At 64.9% G+C, this 16,487-nt stretch carries 8 protein-coding genes; 6 read left to right on the forward strand and 2 right to left on the reverse strand.

Going from position 1 to position 16,487, the window contains the following annotated elements; translation table 11 throughout:
- The first annotated feature begins 210 nt into the window (after positions 1-210).
- The 6 genes from ABFT43_RS14190 (at position 211) to ABFT43_RS14215 (ending at position 8,482) form a co-directional block, all read left to right on the forward strand.
- Positions 211-543, forward strand: coding sequence for a 3'-5' exonuclease (locus tag ABFT43_RS14190; RefSeq protein WP_347961002.1), 333 nt, complete (start codon positions 211-213; stop codon positions 541-543).
- A gap of 78 nt (positions 544-621) precedes the next feature.
- Positions 622-1,338 (forward strand): PD-(D/E)XK nuclease family protein, encoded by a 717-nt coding sequence (locus ABFT43_RS14195; RefSeq protein ID WP_347961003.1) that lies wholly within the window; start codon positions 622-624, stop codon positions 1,336-1,338.
- A 539-nt stretch (positions 1,339-1,877) separates the two neighbouring features.
- Entirely contained in the window at positions 1,878-3,098 is a 1,221-nt protein-coding gene (locus ABFT43_RS14200) for a DUF6361 family protein (protein ID WP_168702475.1), read from the forward strand.
- On the forward strand, positions 3,085-4,869 hold the full coding sequence (locus ABFT43_RS14205; protein WP_168702474.1) for a phospholipase D family protein: 1,785 nt from the start codon (positions 3,085-3,087) through the stop codon (positions 4,867-4,869). Before ABFT43_RS14200 ends, ABFT43_RS14205 begins: the two co-directional genes overlap by 14 nt.
- Complete coding sequence (locus tag ABFT43_RS14210) at positions 4,866-7,985, forward strand: helicase (RefSeq protein WP_347961004.1); 3,120 nt, start codon at positions 4,866-4,868, stop codon at positions 7,983-7,985. The genes ABFT43_RS14205 and ABFT43_RS14210 overlap by 4 nt, the downstream gene beginning before the upstream one ends.
- 119 nt (positions 7,986-8,104) lie before the next feature.
- Positions 8,105-8,482: a hypothetical protein gene (locus ABFT43_RS14215; protein WP_347961005.1), complete on the forward strand. Its 378-nt coding sequence runs from the start codon at positions 8,105-8,107 to the stop codon at positions 8,480-8,482.
- Positions 8,483-8,618: 136 nt separating this feature from the next.
- Here ABFT43_RS14215 and ABFT43_RS14220 read toward each other — a convergent pair whose 3' ends face one another.
- Positions 8,619-10,823 (reverse strand): DEAD/DEAH box helicase family protein, encoded by a 2,205-nt coding sequence (locus ABFT43_RS14220; protein ID WP_347961006.1) that lies wholly within the window; start codon positions 10,821-10,823, stop codon positions 8,619-8,621.
- A complete protein-coding gene (locus ABFT43_RS14225) occupies positions 10,820-15,646 on the reverse strand; it encodes an AAA domain-containing protein (RefSeq protein WP_347961007.1) in 4,827 nt (1,608 codons plus the stop codon). The genes ABFT43_RS14220 and ABFT43_RS14225 overlap by 4 nt, the downstream gene beginning before the upstream one ends.
- Between the last annotated feature and the right edge of the window lie 841 nt (positions 15,647-16,487).

Genomic DNA, 16,487 nt, shown 5'->3' on the forward strand with positions numbered 1-16,487 from the left:
CGTTCCGCGAGGTCGCAGATGAGGCGGTCACTGCTCGACCGCTGGCTGACGCTGTGTCGCGACGGGCGGCTCTCTCCCACCCGGAGATGGCAGACTCCACCCCGCGGGTCTCAGAGCTCTTGCGCGTTAATCGGAGCGCGCTCGAACATCTCACTGATCGCTAATATCTCATGCACGAGGCGTACACCGCAGCCGCACAACGCCTCTCAGATGCAGGTCGCCCGTGTCGCCGAGACCGTCCTCCCCGAGATCGGTTTGAACGCTGTCCGGATCATGACCATCCACGCCGCGAAAGGCCTGCAGTTCCCGATGTTCGTGCTTGCCGGCATGAGCGGCAGATTCCGCACGCAGCCTGAACCGCTGCTTCGAGGTCCGGATGGCGCACTGCACGCCTGCTTGTCGGCATCGAGCACGGCGTCGGCGACTACCAGGGGGTACGCCGCCGCTCGCGAAGCCGAGCACTTCCATATCGAAGCGGAAAGGAACCGGCTGCTCTATGTCGCGTGCACCCGCGCGGAGAGCCATCTCGCTGTCTCGGGGTAAGTCGCGAAGCGCGGTGCGTCGTGGGGTAAGTCATTCCTGCCTGCACTCGAGGAGCTCCCCAATGAGGTACCCGAGCTGGTGGATCCTGTCCGCCGCGACGACGAAGCGGTTCGGCAGGAGCGAAGGCAGACCTGGAAGGACTGGAACGCAGAGAGTAAACAGATCCGCTTCGCTTCCGAACAGCGGGCGTCCTACTCGGCGACCAACATCGCCCATCAGGTCGACGAAACCTGCGGAACAATTCGCACGTTGTATCAAGAGCGAGGCTTGCTGACACAGCCTGGCTCCCCCGAGAGCGTCGTGTCAGGACCCGGCGGTGCTGACGCGGGCATGGGGTTCGGCACCGCTCTCTACTCAGTGTTGGAAAGCATCAGCCTCTCAGCCGGCAACGAGATCATCGACAGCGCGGCACGGACAGCAGGCACCACTGCCGGCCTTGCAGATGTCGATCATTTTGTCGCACAGGTTCGGTCCGTCGTGGATTCCGAGCCGGTCCGTCGGGCGGCAGCTCGCGAGCATTGGCGCGAGATGCAGCTGGCCGGACTCGGTCCCGATGGAGTGATCGTGGTCGAAGGCATCGCCGATCTCGTCTACCGAGATGACGATGGTTCGCTGGTTATCGTCGACTACAAGACCGACGTCGGGGTCTCTGCGGAGACGCTCGAGGCGTACTGGACCCAACTGGCGATCTATGCGCATCTACTGAAGACTGCTGCGTCCGAGCGAGTCTCAACACTGCAGCTCGTGTTTGCGCGAGCGGGAGCGCCGACCGTGCTCACTCGGCAGGCTGGATGATGGGCAGTCGCGGTGGTAGCCCTTGCCGTCCCGGTAGAGAGCCTGCAGCACCATGACGCACGAAGCCTCAGTCTGACTGCCGTTGGATGGCCGACCGCTGGAGGTCGATCAAGAGCTCGAAGAAGTGATGGCGAGACGCGAGGACATGCGCTGCCGAAAGCTACTCATCGGGAGGGAATCGTCCCAAATTTGCCCTCCGTGACCACCTATCGACGTCGGATGAACCCCGAATGTCACATCAACACTCTAGATTGTCATGACATGCGCTCGACCACACGAGGTAGAGGTGTGTGCATCGTTGACTTGACATTCTCGGCTACCCCAGCAAGACGAGAGGAGTGCGTTCAGTGACCACAAGGCTCCGTCGATCGAGAAGCTTCGGTCAGCGCTGGCCGTGATCAACCGTTTGATGGCTTTCATGGTCGACAACCGGCTGAGCCCGCGCGCGATTCCTGCCACCGGAGCAGCTTCCGGAACGGGCCCAGCGAACCAGCAGTGACTTGGCACCGAGGGCACTGTTCGACCCGAAAGGAGTAACGATGCCGTCGACACTCTCATGGCTCGACACGTCCGCCGAGGAACAGCGACGTGTGCGCGAACTGGTGGCGCTCTACAGCCAGAAGGAGAGCCGCGACGAGCTCGGGATCGGCCAGATTCGCGATGCTTTCGCCAATGGTCTATTCCCCGGTACCTCTACTGTCCACACCCGAGCACGGTATTTCCTGTTCATTCCCTGGATATTCACTCTTGGCGCCACAAGACGCACCGGGAGAAACCTGACCGCCTGGACTGACACTCAGGAGCGCAAACTGATCAAGGCACTCGTCAGCGAGGGTCTTGGCCCGGGGGATGGCGTGATCGGACGTGTCGCCGGTTCGAGCCTCACGACGTTGCCGTCCTCCATCTACTGGTCGGCCTTGCGGCGGTACGGAATCCTCACTCACGATGTATCCCCTGACAGGCTGGGCATACTGCGGTCGCCGTCGCGAGCAGGCTCCGACGACGAACTCGCCGTCCGCTCACACCTGGACTGGCACCCGACCCTGCCTGCCGCCCCCGAAGGCTTCCCGGCCACAGTCTCGGGAGGCATGGCGATGCGGACTTGCGAGGCTGCGTGGCTACGTGACCGGATCCTCGACTCAGTACCGGGTACGCTGCTCGCCCACTTGTTGATCGATGACACCCCGATCACCGACGAAGACGTAGTGCCGTGGTTCTCCCCCGCCTGCCTCACCGCCGACGGACCCCCGGCGACGCTTCTGCATCACGGTCATCTCTTCAGCCTTGTCATGCACGGAGCGGCCCTCCTCTACAACCTTCTCGTTGCCGAGCGATACGAGGATGCCGGTCACACCACCGTGCCCGAACCCGTCGAAAGGTATCGGGGTGCGCTGAGCAGTTGGGCCGAATCCGTCCAGGCCTACGACCAGCAGATCAAGGGCTGGGATCACCACGAGATGTTGAATCTGGTACGCACCATCAACCCCCAGATAAGCATGCAGACACGCGCCTTCGTGGACGCGTGGATCGACGTCGTTCGCGGCGGCCCGGTTCACGACCTGGCTGAGCACGCCGGAGCGCGCACGTTGGTGGAGAAGCGAGAACGACGCCAGAAGGGAGGGCAGTCGCGTCTGGTGAACGATCGGCTGCTGCGTACGTGGTCCGGAGCCTCAGGAACCGCGGAGATGATGTATCGCTGGCCCCAGGTCAGGCGCATGGTCACCGACATCCGTGAGGGGATCGCACGTGCTGGCGCCTGACGACCGCAGAACACTGCTCGACCAGCTACGTCCGCCTGCTGGTTACCAGCTGGACGCCGCGGTGGGCACGACGTTCACCCTCGACCTCACTGCCGCGCTGGTGCCGCCCCTGGCGTTCGCGAGCTTCGCAATCCGGAGCACGACCGACCCCGTGAGCGTGCTCGAGGCCGTCCGTTCCTGCACTGACCGGGTGGACGTGTTCGCCCAGGAAGGCAACGTCCGTGCCCCGTCGCGCTACACCGCGCTGATGGCCTTCCTCGAACCGCTCCTTCACGAGGTAGTGGCCCCACCAGGTGGGCTCTTCCACCCGAAACTGTGGTTGATGAGGTTCACAGCCGACGACCAGGACGACGTCTACCGAATCGTGGTGCTGAGCCGCAATCTCACCAACGACCATGCCTGGGACCTGTCACTCACGCTGGAGGGCACGCGTGGATCGCAACGTAAGGCTGCAAACCGACCGTTGGGCAGCCTCATCACGTCGCTGCCCTCGATGGCACGGCAACGACTACCCGCGCACCGTCGGCACCGGGTCGTTCAGCTCGGCGAGGATGCGCTCTACATCGATTGGGAACTGCCCCAGGGGGTGGACGATCTCGCCTTCCACGTGATGGGCTTGGACGACGTGCGCGCCGAACCCGAATTCAGCGGCAATCGCCATCTCGTGATGGCGCCCTTCCTGAACGACGCAGGCCTCCGTGCGCTCACGAGCGGCACCGAGGACGCGGTTGTGGTCTCACGGGCCGGCTCACTGGACTTATTGGCCCCGGAAACCCTGCGACGCTTCCGGTCGACGTTCATCGTCAGCACAGTCGCCGGACTGGATGACGGGGATGCAACGGAAGACGGCGTGCCTGCGCCGCTGCTCAATGATCTTCACGCCAAATTGATCGTCGTCGAGCGCGGCCGACGGGCCCATGTGTTCGTCGGTTCCGCCAACGCCACCGACGCTGCACTCACCCGCAACATCGAGGTCTTGGTCGAACTGACCGGTGGTAAGAAAACCCACGGGGTGGCGACTTTGCTCGATCCAGAGTCCGCTTTCCTCGGGATGCTCGAGCCGTACGACACCGAAGGTGGTGCCGACCCAGACCCCGACACCGAGGCACAGTGGCGATTGGAGAACGCCTTACGAGACCTGGCCTCCTGCGGCTGGGTGGTCTCCGTCCAACGGTCGGGCGACAAGTACGTACTCGGCCTCGACACGCAGAACGCCGCGTCCATTCCCCCGGGAATGAGCGCGCGGGTCGAGCCCCTCGCACACCCCGGGAAGGCATGCGTCATCGAGGCCGGCCGCACCAGGCATGGCGCAATCGCAGGTGTTCCCTTGGTCGAGGTAGGACCGTTCCTCCGCCTGCACATCGCCGACGAGTCCTGCCGAGCGGCAGCCTGCGTGGTTCGGGCGGAGCTCCGCGGCGACCCCGAGGGCCGTCTCGACGAAATTCTTGCGACACAGATCGACACCCCCGAGAAGTTCCTTCAGTTCTTGGCCCTGTTGCTCGGACTCGGTGAGGCGAACCCCTTCACCATCGCCGGTCCAGGAGACTCCGGCGGTGGCACAGCAAACGGTAGTGCGCCCGCTCCGCAAGTCTTCGAGACCGTCGTCCGCGCACTGGCTCGCTCGCCCGAGTCGATCGACGATCTCGACCGACTTGTCCAAAGGATGCTGGCCACCGAGAAAGGCAGTGCTGTCCTTCCGCCCGGCTTTGCCGAATTCTGGGCGACCGTCATGGCCAGCCGGAGTCAGCTCAGCTCGGAGAAAACCTCATGACCAACTTCGACGCGTCACCAGTCATCGCCGGCCTCACCGGATTTCAACGAAGCACGGTCGAGCATGTGATGGCACAGTTCTACCGCCCGGGATCGAGCGGCCGGTTTCTCGTTGCGGACGAAACCGGACTCGGGAAGAGCCTCGTCGCACGGGGAGTGATCGCACGCACCATCGAAAGGCTCCAGACCGAGCGTCGACGCGGACAGATCACCATCGTCTATGTCTGTTCCAACAGCGACGTTGCCGCCCAGAACCTCGCCCGGCTCGACGTGACGGGTGGACGTCATCGGCAAATACCAAGCCGGCTGAGTCTCTTGGCCACGCACACACGGGAAATGCATCCCGACCTCGACATCGACGGTATGAAAGTCAACCTGGTGTCGTTCACCCCCGGTACGTCGTTCCATACCGGCCACCAGTCCGGCCAGGTTCAGGAGCGGGCCCTCCTCTACCTCCTGCTCCGCAAGGCCGTCAACCTGACCTGGTGGAACCGCCACGCGGCGCTTCTCCTCCTGCAGGGCAGGGTCGCCAGTACACGCACGTTCGAACGTCATGTCCGGGACCTGGAGAACAACCCCGAAGGGCCGCCGAATCAAGAAATCGCCGACGCTTTTCTCGATTCATGTCGCGACAATGGCCTCATCGACGCCTTCACCGACCAACTGAAGCGGCTGGGTCGTCGTCGGCACGTGCCCGAAGACATGGCCGAGGAAGTCCGCAATCTCATCGGGGCGTTGCGTACCGAACTCGCCCGGGCCGGGCTCAGAGTCCTCAAACCCGACCTCGTCATTCTTGACGAGTTCCAGCGCTTCCCCGAGCTGCTCGACTCGAGTACTCCGGCAGGTGAACTCGCAGAGCAACTGTTCTCGATCCGCGAAACCCGAGTGCTGCTGCTCTCCGCGACTCCCTACAAGCCGTTTACCTACGCCGAGGAGACGGGTGAGGACCACCATCGGGATTTCCTACGCACCGTCACGTTCCTCGACCCCAGGGTCGCCGACCGCGCTGCGAAGGACCTCGCCAGGTATCGAGCGGCCGCGACGCAAGGACATCCCGTCGCCGAAATCGCCGCGGCGCTACGCGAGACACTGCTCGAGGTCATGTGTCGCAACGAAAGGCCTTCCGGGGTCACCGGCGGGATGATGTCCGAGCACGTTGAGGTGGTGGAGGACCTTTCGCCCGATGACCTCCTCGACTACGTCTCCCTGGAACGGCTCTCAAGTCTGATCAAGGGAGACGTCAGTCTCGAATACTGGAAATCGACACCCTACTTCGCGAATTTCTGCGACGGCTACAAGCTCTCGGAGCAACTCAAGAAGCGACTCAGAAGCGGGGACGCAGAGTCCATCCTGCCGGCAGTCGATGCCCTGGCTCGACTCGATCCGGCTGCCGCCGCGGGAACCGGCGAAGTCGATCTCCGTAACGGCAAGCTCCGCGCGCTCGCACGGCAGACCGTCGACGCGGGGTGGTGGAAGCTGCTGTGGATGCCACCATCTCTCCCCTACCTGCAACCTGACGGACCATATGCGGAGCCCTTTGCGCATGGCATAACGAAACGTCTGGTGTTCTCGTCGTGGTCGGCGACACCGACCGCGATCGCGTCTCTGCTCAGTCAGCGCGCGCGTCACCTGGCGGCACTCGGGTCTCAACGGACCGACGACCCGAGCACGGGTCGCGGTGCGCGAAGCCTGCTGAACTACAGCCTGCGAGGCGGAAAGCCCGATTCCATGACAACGCTGGCGTTGTTCTGGCCCATGCCGGGTCTCGCGAAACTGGCCGACCCGTTGACCGCGGCGCATGCCAACCGCTCCATGGCATCTCGCGCCGAGTTCGAGATGGAGCTCACGAAGAAGCTGCGAGCCGACACCGAGAAGTACACCCTCTCTCCCGTGGCGGAAGCGGCGCGCGTCGCGATCGCTTACGAAGGTTCGCTGCCACAGGATCTGACCAGCAGATGGAACACCGGGCGCAAGCTCGTCATCGAGAGCCTCGGCATAGCATCGGCCAACGATACCGATGATGATGATGCCGGACAGCACGGTCTGGCCGCACATGTCGACGCCGCATACGAGCTGGTCCGCCACGGCGCCGACGTCGAGATGGCGTCGGTTGCCCCAACCGTCGCGGCATTGGCGGCGCACAGCCCGGGGAATGTGGCTTGGCGTGCGCTGTACAGGATTTCGCGCGATCACCCCGCCGTTACAGAGAGCGGGCGGTGGCGCGCGGCGGCAATCCTCGCCGCGGCGTTCCGTTCGTTGTTCAACCGCCCGGACTCGATTGTGCTGCTCGAGCAGCTCTACGACAGCGGCGCTTACTGGCAGAAGGTGCTCCGGTACTGCGCTGCTGGGAACCTGCAGGCCGTGATGGACGAGTACCTGTATCACCTTGTCCACGAATCCCAGGAGAGACTCACCGACGAGTCGCTGAAGGTGCTCGCAGAGAACGCCGCGTCTGCAATCACGTTGGCGCCGTCGACCTACCGCGTGTTCGACCCTGCCCACCCCGAGTCGGAAATTCCCATCACAAGTCGTTTCGCGTTGCGTTATGGCGGCGCTCGCACCGATGAGAATGTCCGTCAGCCCGATATCCGGAGATCGTTCAACAGCCCGTTCTGGCCGTTTGTGTTGGCGAGCACAAGTGTCGGACAGGAGGGAATCGACTTCCACTGGTGGTGCTCGGCCATCACGCACTGGAACACCCCGGCCAACCCCGTCGACTTCGAACAGCGCGAGGGGCGCGTGAATCGATTCAGCGGGCACGCCATTCGCCGTAACCTCGCCTATCGGCACGGATCCGAGATGCTCAGGGCCGACCACCCATGGCGTGCCGCTTACGAACTGGGTAGGGATGAACAGGACAGATACGGCGAGTTCGCACCGCACTGGGTTTATCCGGGGCCGGCAACCATCGAGAGACACCTTTCCCCGTACCCACTCAGTGTCGACATCGCCCGACTGGAGCGGCTGAAGAGCGACCTTGCCCTCTACCGCCTGACGTTCGGCCAACCGCGGCAGGAGGACATGCTGGAACTACTCCGCCGGCGTGGCCTGGACACCGACCCCGACCGTTTGGACGAAATGCGCATCGACCTCTCGCCGCCACTCGGACGGAGATGAGCAGGCCGTCACCTTGGTCTGCCCATCCACGCCGCTCCTGGGATGCGAACCGTCTCGACGTGCGATCCGCGTCGATCCGACAGGGGCAACCTCAGGTAGCGAGGCACTAGGCTCACGACATGGCATCTCCCACTTGGCGCTTCTGGGAAGTGACCGATGACGCCGGCAACTTGCAATGGCTCGGAGCAAGCCGCCCGAACGCGCGCACGGCGTTGGACCGGGCGACGGTCTGGACCCTCATCCCCAACACCCGTGTCTTCATCGCCAACTGGTTCGTCAGTGAGGCGTGGGCAATTGAGGACAGCGGACTGACCTTCGAAAGCGTGACCTCCACTTACGCGCAGCAGATCGCGCCTGATGTACCCCAACCCTCCACCGAGGTCATCCGGCGAATCACGCACCCAGAGCGCTTCCTCACACTCGACCAGGTCACCAGTTACCCCGCGATCAAGCTCCTCGGGAAACGCGCCGACCGCATCCTGCAGGAGCGACGGTGACCACAACCATCCCGCCATCGAGACGAGTCCGCACTTTGCAATGATCCCGAACTACGCACAGGCCCTCATCTGTGTCGGCCCATACTTACCAAACCCGGGTGGGCCAAGACCGGGACGATGCTCGTCGCCCAGGCACTCAGGCGTTCGCGCTACCCACCGACGACCTTCTCAGCTTGTCGATCGGGTGCCCGGTGTCCTTGATCTTCCACAGCGTCCACCCGTCGACAACGTCGTCGTCGGCGAAACCGTAGAATTGGAGTAGCGCCACGGCGGCCTCGCTCGGATCTTCGAAGCGCCGGCGTCCGGCAACCGGTTCATCGAGGATCACGCTCCAGTCTCCGATGTCGATGACGGCGCTCGGGACGAAGCCTCCGTCGCACTCCATGTGAATTGCGACCTTGTTGGCCGGGTTCGAGTACTGAACGTGCTGGGATCCCGTTCCCGACCCCTTGGTGGGAAGCGAAATCTTCCTCGGACCGACGGGCTGTTGCCGCATCAGCTCGACGGGTTCGGGTTTGGGCCAAGTCACCGGAGACTGTTGGATCGTCGGAGTCTTCGGTGTGGGGGCGTGCTCTCCGACGTCGCTTCTGTGATGGAGCTCGTCAGCGTCGTTCTGTCGCTGTTCGATTCGTGCGTCGTGCTGGTTCGCACGATCGTCGTCGACCTTGTCCTGGACGGCGCGCCGGACTGGCTCCCCCACCTGCGGCAGGTGGAGCTTCTCGAGTGCGTCGTCGCCGATCTGGATGACCTCGTCCGCGGTCGTGCCGAGTCGGGCTGCGATGCTGTCGTGGTCGAGCGGTTCCTCGCCGTTGAGGCCGAAGCGGTAGATCAAGATCTCCGCTTCGTCGGGGTCCAGGTCGACGAGTGCCGCGAGCACGTCGTCGAGAGCCCCGGGCCGACTCAACCGCATCGTGTCCGCGACGACGCCGCGAATGTGGGCACTCACCCTCTGCACCGCGGCCGCATGCTTCGCCACCTGGTTGGCCGCGTTGACAGCCATTCCTCGCTCGATCTCGGTCATCGTCCGACCAGCTCCGTCCGTCGGCGGCAACCACGCCTCCAGGAGGGCGGGAACACTGTGGACCTCGACCTTTTCGACGGTCTGGGCGATGTCGGCCAGCTCGTCGAGGAACGTCCCGTGGGCGCCCTTCTCAGGGTCCTCCGAACTACCCTCGGCGTAGAAGATGATGAAGACCGCGGCCCGACCGTCTGCCTTCGGCCGGATGACCCGTCCCATCCGTTGGATCATCTGTCGTCGGGTCCGGCTCGCCGCGAGAACGATTCCCACATCCGCCTCGGGAACGTCGACCCCTTCATCGAGCACGCGCGGCGCAGCAAGCGTGGTGAGTCTGCCGTCCTTGAACGTCTGCAGCAAAGCGATGCGGTCGTTCCGGTTCAGATCGCTCGTGTACGGAGCGGCGGCGACGCCGGCCTGCAACAAGACCTCAGCGGCTCGCGCGGCAGCCGCTTTCGTCTCGGCGAACACAAGCGACCTATTCGATCGTTCCAGTCCCGGCGCGATGTCGGCGAGCGCTTCTTCTTTGCCCGAGATCGTGGCGAGAAGATCGCGTCGCTCCGAGAACGCCTTCAGGTACTTGCGCGCGGACCAGACCGACGAATCACCCCCGAACTCGTCTTTGGCCAGGAGCTGAACGTCCTGCAGGAACGAGCCGAACGGCTCAGCGCGACAGCCGTACTTGGTGATCAGGTTGCTGCGCTCGGCACGTGCGACCTCGTCGAGATTCTCGTAGCGTGCCCGCTCCTTGGGAGAGAACGGCACCGGCACCAGCGCCAGATTGACCGGTGCGAGGATGCCGTCGGCGTACCCGCGCTGGTACGTGCAGCCCTCGATGACGTTCTCGAAGAACGGTTTGAGCACCTGCTCGATGCCGTCGTCGGACCGTTCGAGGGTGGCGGTCAGTCCGAGTCGGGCGTCGAACGACTCCGAGAGGACCTTGGCGAAGGATTCCGCCGCGTAGCGGTGGACCTCGTCGGCGACGATGAGTGCCCCGGCGGGAGGACGTTCGGCTGCCGGCATCACGGCGGACTGCACGGTCGACACGAGCACGTCGAAGTGCCGGAAGGAGTCCTGGATCCCGTCGCCGCGCCTACCGACTCGAAGCGTGGTGCTCGCGACGAGAAGTCGTTCGTACCACTGGCGCAAGAGGTCTCGCGACGGGACGACGACCAGTACCTTCTGGCCGTCGGCAACCGCCTCGAGCGTTGCGGCGATCCCGACCTCGGTCTTACCCGAGCCGGTCACCGCCTCGATGACGCCTCGCCGCCCCAGTGCGCGCCATTTGTCGAGCGCTTCCTTCTGCCATTCGCGCAGCGGTTTCACCGGCTCGCTCCTCGCGAACGAACCCATTGGACGACGCCGGCCTTGGTGACCTCATCGAGCTGGCCGTCGGCGACCAGCCCGTTCAACACCTCACGTGTCTCGCGTTCGTCGAGCTTCGAGATGTGGCACGCCCGTTCCATCGTGAGCGGAACACTCGCCCACGCCGCGGCGACCAGGACCTTGCCCAGCGCATCGTGGTCGCGAGGTGCGACAGGTGGTTGGGGATCGACCGGCGCAGGTTCGGCGGCGGAACGCCGCAGCAGATCGTCACGCGCGTTGATGCCCACGACGGGGTGAAGAGTGAGGTCCTTCTTCTCGCTCCGTCCATGGTCAATGGGACCCGGAGTAACGACCGGGGGCACAACCGGCGGCTCGGGAACCGTTGGCGAGATCTGCTGTCTCTCAACCGGACCGGTGTCGACGGTCGGTGCTGTCTCCGCTTCTCCCTCGTCTTTCTCGTTGTCAGGGGTAGGTGTCGGGACAACCGTCGTGACGGGAGGCTCATCGTCCGGGATGCGCTCCCCCGGTTTGATGCCCAACCGGTCGAGCTCGGTCCACAGCGACGCCATCGCCTGAGTGCGATCTGCGTAGAACTCGGATTCGCGGACTCGCCAGAACGTCCAGCCGCACCGCCGGAGCTCGTTCTCGCGCTCGAGGTTGTCGCGCAACTGTTCGGGGGTTGATTCGAAAGCGTCCCCGTCGCACTCGACCGCCAGCCGCGACGCGCTTCCGGTGACCATGAGGTCGATGTGCCGATTGTTGACCGGGACCTGAGGATTCACGTGGTATCCACGGGCGACGATCTCGTTGAACACCCGCTGTTCGAAGAGACTCTCGAACCGCGGATCGCGCACGTCGTCGGAGACGTTCTCGGGCACCGGTTCCGTTGCTGTGGCGGGTCGGGCGGTCATGTGCTCCAGCAACGACTTACGCAGGTCCCCGGCTCGCAACTCGTCCAGCGTGACCGAGTGGAACAACCACATCTGGTCCTTGGCGCGGGACGCGCCCACGTTGAACCGTTGTTCGAACTCTGTGCGCGTGAGCGATGTCAACCGATGATTGGGCGCAACCACCAACGACAGGAAGATGACGTCGCGTTCGTCGCCCTGGAAGTCCGGAGGCGTTCCCACACGGAAGCGACGCTCTTCCCATTCGTCGTCGGAGATCTTCCCGCGCAGTGCGTCCCGGATCTCGTCGACCTGCTTCTGTCCCTGTAGGACGACGACGCCCATCGTCTTGCCGTCGTACTGCGGATCGTCGAGACATGCGCGGACCTGGTCTGCAATGGCCGCTGCCTCGGCCGCGTTGACGAGCGACGAGCTCGTGACCGTGACGGTGGCTCCGTCGACGTAGGTGGTCCTCAACGGCGGCAGGCGGTCGGCGCCGAACTGCCGGACCGGCACCAGCGGCGCGTCCTGATAGAACTGCCTGCTCGACCAGTCGATGATCTCCGGCATCGAGCGGAAGTGCTCCCGGAGACGGACCACCTGACCGAAGCGTGACCGCAGCAGAGAGAACAGACTCGACCGCGGGGTGAAGGTGTTGCGGACGTGTTCGGGCAGGTCGCCGAGGTAGCTGTCGAGACGGGCGAAAACGTCCTCGAGGCTGCCGAGAGCGATTTCACTGGGGGTGCACTGCTTGTCGTCGCCGACGACGATCACCCGCGGCGCGAGCCACAGAAGGTAGAGGTGGGTGATGTCGACCTGGCTGGCCTCGTCGACGATGACGACGTCGAAGACGCCCTGCTGCGGCGGGATCGACGCGAGCACCTGTTGGGTAGGCATGACCCAGGCCGGCACGGCGCTCTGCGCCTCCTGCATCGCCATCCGGGCGGCCTGCCGGAATCGCTCAGCGTGCTTGCCGGTGCCCTTGCCGATGGCGCGGATGTGGTCGCGGTACGCCTGCAGCGCGGTGACCTCGCCGGCACTCATCCGCTCCAGGCAGCTCTTCCATGCCTTCTCAGCGGCCAATTTTGCTGTCAGAGAGCTGATGTCGGCGGTGGCAGCGTCGAGCTCGGCGCTCAGTTTCGCCTCTCGCCCGGGCGTCCGCTGCTTCTCGACCCAGTCGTAGGCGCGTCGCCAGTGCCAGGCGTCGGCGATGTTGTCGAGGCGGGTGCCGAGCTCGGGGTCGGACAGCTGTTGCTCGAGCGAGTCCAGCAGGTTCGGCGCGGCTGCCCGGACGCGCTGCGCGAGGGCCTCACACGCCTGGTACTCGCGCTGCTGTTGTTGCGCGGCCAGGTACGCGGTCACGGCGTGGCCGAACCTGTCGGCGGACGCGGCTCGGACGCTTTCGGTGAGTTCGGTCGCCTCCGGTGCCGGGACCGACCCGAACGCCGAGCCCAGGCTGGTGGTGATCGCGTCGAGTTCTTGGCGTGCCGCGCGGCGCTGGAGTTCGAGCGTGATGGCCGATGCCGCCTGCGAGAGAGTCTCGGCCTCGTGCACGCTGCTGATCGTCAACTGCCGGTTGGTGCTCCGGTGGAGCGTGTCGGTCAGCGCCCGGCACCGCGCCTGCAGCTTTTCGATCGACGCGATGTGCCGGCGCACGGTGACCAGGTCGTTGACCTGCGCGGTGCGTGACGCGTCGGCCGCGAGTTGGACGCCGAGGTCGGCAAGGATGCGACGGGCGGTCCCGACCGCGTCGAGCGCTTTGAGGTGCGCTACCGCGATCTCGAGTTCCTCGGCGCGACGGACCGGTTCGCCGTCGACGGTGAGCCCCAATTCGAGCTCGTCGTACGCCTTCTGCTCGGCGCACCGCCGGAAGCGTCCCCGCCACTCGGCGCCGTCCTGTAGTCGAGCGAGCCACGCCTGCACCACGTCGAGCACGCGACGGGAGACGGCGGGTGCGTCGATGACCGCGCTGCCCACCGCCTGGTCGTAGGCGGTCGCCTCCTGGACGTGGGCGTCGAGATCCTGGACACGGGCCCACAGATGATCGAGCTCGCCGGCCAGGACGCGGTCGGCGAGCTGCTGATAGACCACCGGCAGGGCACGGACCGCCTCGGCGGCTTCCCTCAGCGCATCGCAGTCGACGAGAACCTGCTCCGCGGTGGACGAGTCGACGTCCTCGATGATGTCGACGAGGCCGCGTGTCTGAGCCGGGAGCTCAAGCGGCGGTCGCTGGACGGCCTCGAAGAGGGACGTCATCCGATCTGCGGCCGGCAACAGGTTGTCCAGCGGCGGCAGTGTCTGCTCCGCGCGTGACCGATGTTCGGCGGTCTGCAGTGCGAGCAGTCGAGTGAGTTCCCGGAACTCGCTGGGCGCGAGTGGCGGCTCGGCGTCGTACAGCGGGCCCGGAAGCCAGGCGCACTTCTCTCGCCGCTCCTCCAGCCGTCGCACGATGGAGGCCAAGGTGCCGCGGTACCCCGGTGCGACCTCGGGATGCTTGTAGGTCTCCGCCTCGCGGAGCGCGAGAATGGCTTCGAGCGTCTTCGCGCGGCGTGCCCTGGCCTGCTCGCGCTTGTCGGTGAGGTCGGCGATCGTGCGGTCGGCCGCCTCCGGGATGAAGGAGGTCTTGCGCTCGGCGATCGTCGCGACGCTCTGGTTGAGCTCCTGCGAACCGCCGCGCGACAGGTCCGTGATGGACACGCAGAGTTCCTGCATGTCAGGCGGCAGCTTGTCGCGCAGGACCTGCAGCGCCTGGGACTTCTCGCTGGTGACGAGGACGCGCTGGCCGCGGGCCAGCAGCGCGGACATCAGGTTGGCGATCGTGTGGGTCTTACCGGTACCGGGCGGACCCTCGACGACGACGACGCCGCTGTCTCCACCGAGCCGCTCGATGATCTTCGACTGCTCGGCGTTCGCGGGCAGCGGGAAGAGCGGATCCTCGGCGAGCTCGCGCGGCGCGGTGGCCCCGGTGGACTCCAGCCACCGAACACGTTCGTCCGCCTCGATGGCGGTCACCAGCTGGGCCAGGCCGAGCGGAGTCTTGGCCGACGGTTCCTCGGCCTGGTGGATCATCTGGTTGTAGTACTCGACCAGCGCGAACGCGCCGCGCTTGCGCAGGACCAGAGCGGGCGCGAGCGCAAGGGCCACGTCGGTGACATTCGACGGCGGCTCGAGCGAGTCGGTGACCGGGATCTCCAGCCCAAGCGCACGACTCGCCCAGGTCTTGAGGAAGACCTGGATCGACTCGTCGAGCGGCGAGGTCGACTCCTTCAGCTGCGCATAGAGAGTGCGGCTTCCCGACTGGTCGAAGATGTCGATGCCGGTCAGGAGTTCGCTGTCTTCCAGCCGCGGCGACGAGAGGTCGACGAACTTCACAAGCAGGTCGCCGGAGGTCTCATCTCGCTCAATCGTCGCCGCCTGCGTCACCAGGTGCGTGTTGATGCGGTCTCCGTCGGCCATTCTCGGCGGCAGCGACAGCAGGCCGGAAGCGACGACGAGCTCGACCGACTCGGGCCGCGCAGCGAGCTCGTGCATCATGTCGGTCAGCGCCTGGTAGAGCTCGAAGTGAGGGCGGCGCTGGCGGTCGGTCTGAGCCCATGCGGTCCAACGTTCGTACCAGCGCTGGTACTTCGCGCGGGCCTTGGCGACCTCGGTTGCCGATGTCGTGCTGTCTCCGGTCGGCTCACGGAACTGGGGCCCAGGGGTGTCGCTCCGGTGAGCAGCAGCAGGGTTGTCTACCCACTGCAACAGTTCCCTGGGAAACTCCGGCGGGTCTTCGAGATGCACGCGTGGCGCACGAACCACCACGTCGCCGGCCGTGGCGGCGCGATCGATCTGGAACGGTGCACTACCCGGAAAGAGCCAGTGATAGTCTTCGTGGTCCTCGACCCTCAGCACCGGTCGGGTCCGGGCCTTCACCATCTCCCGGAGGAACTGCATCAACCGACCAACGCGATCCTTCAGATCGGCATCGTTCTCTCGACTGGTCACCACTCAACCCGTTTTCTCAGGCCGCGGTGTCGCGGCACGCCCGTAGTCGGAAGCCACATTAGCGTCCGATCCTGACAGTCGGCGTTAGCCACGGTCACCCGCGAGGCGCTGTCTACCAGGGAGTTCGGCGGCACCGCACAAGTTCAATCAATCAGAGGACACGATCGACCGCACTTGGCTTGGGACGAGACTCACCCAGGCAGGAATCTCGATCCGGATGGGACTAGTGGCGTCGGATTGCCGACACCAACCCTTCGCCCTTCTTCACTGCGGAAGCGCTCCAGCGCTCGGAGCGACGATGGTGACCTCGTCGAGGGCTGGGACGACCATTCACCAGACCATGTTCCACATGAACAGCCAACACGCCCCATGCAGATCGACTTGAGCTCGCCCCCAGTACGCCAATTCGCACGGCGCTAGGGCTGCTCAGCACCAACAGCCAGATCTTGCGGTTGGTCTGCTCTATGACGAGACTTCCCGAGCGAGGGCGATCAAGCTCGTACCACGGTAAAACCAGACGTCTCCGCCCGGTATGGCATCTCGGGCCTCGCCTGTTGCGGCAAGCACGATGTGTTTAGCCAGACTCGTCGGCGTCCACGTGCGGTCGGACCCCTCTGTCTCCGCGTCCCATCGAAGGGGCTTGTCCCTGTTCCGCGTCCAGGTCGCAGGGTAAGTCCCCTGGGTTGGTGGGGTTTCGGGGCTGGAGCCGGACGGGATGGACTGTGCCCGGTGTGTCTTGAGGGCTTTGGGGTGGGTCATCGCGTAGTGGTCAGTGAGTTACCTACCAAGT

Origin of the sequence: Gordonia aurantiaca, assembly GCF_039939235.1 — a bacterium.
GTDB lineage: Bacteria > Actinomycetota > Actinomycetes > Mycobacteriales > Mycobacteriaceae > Gordonia.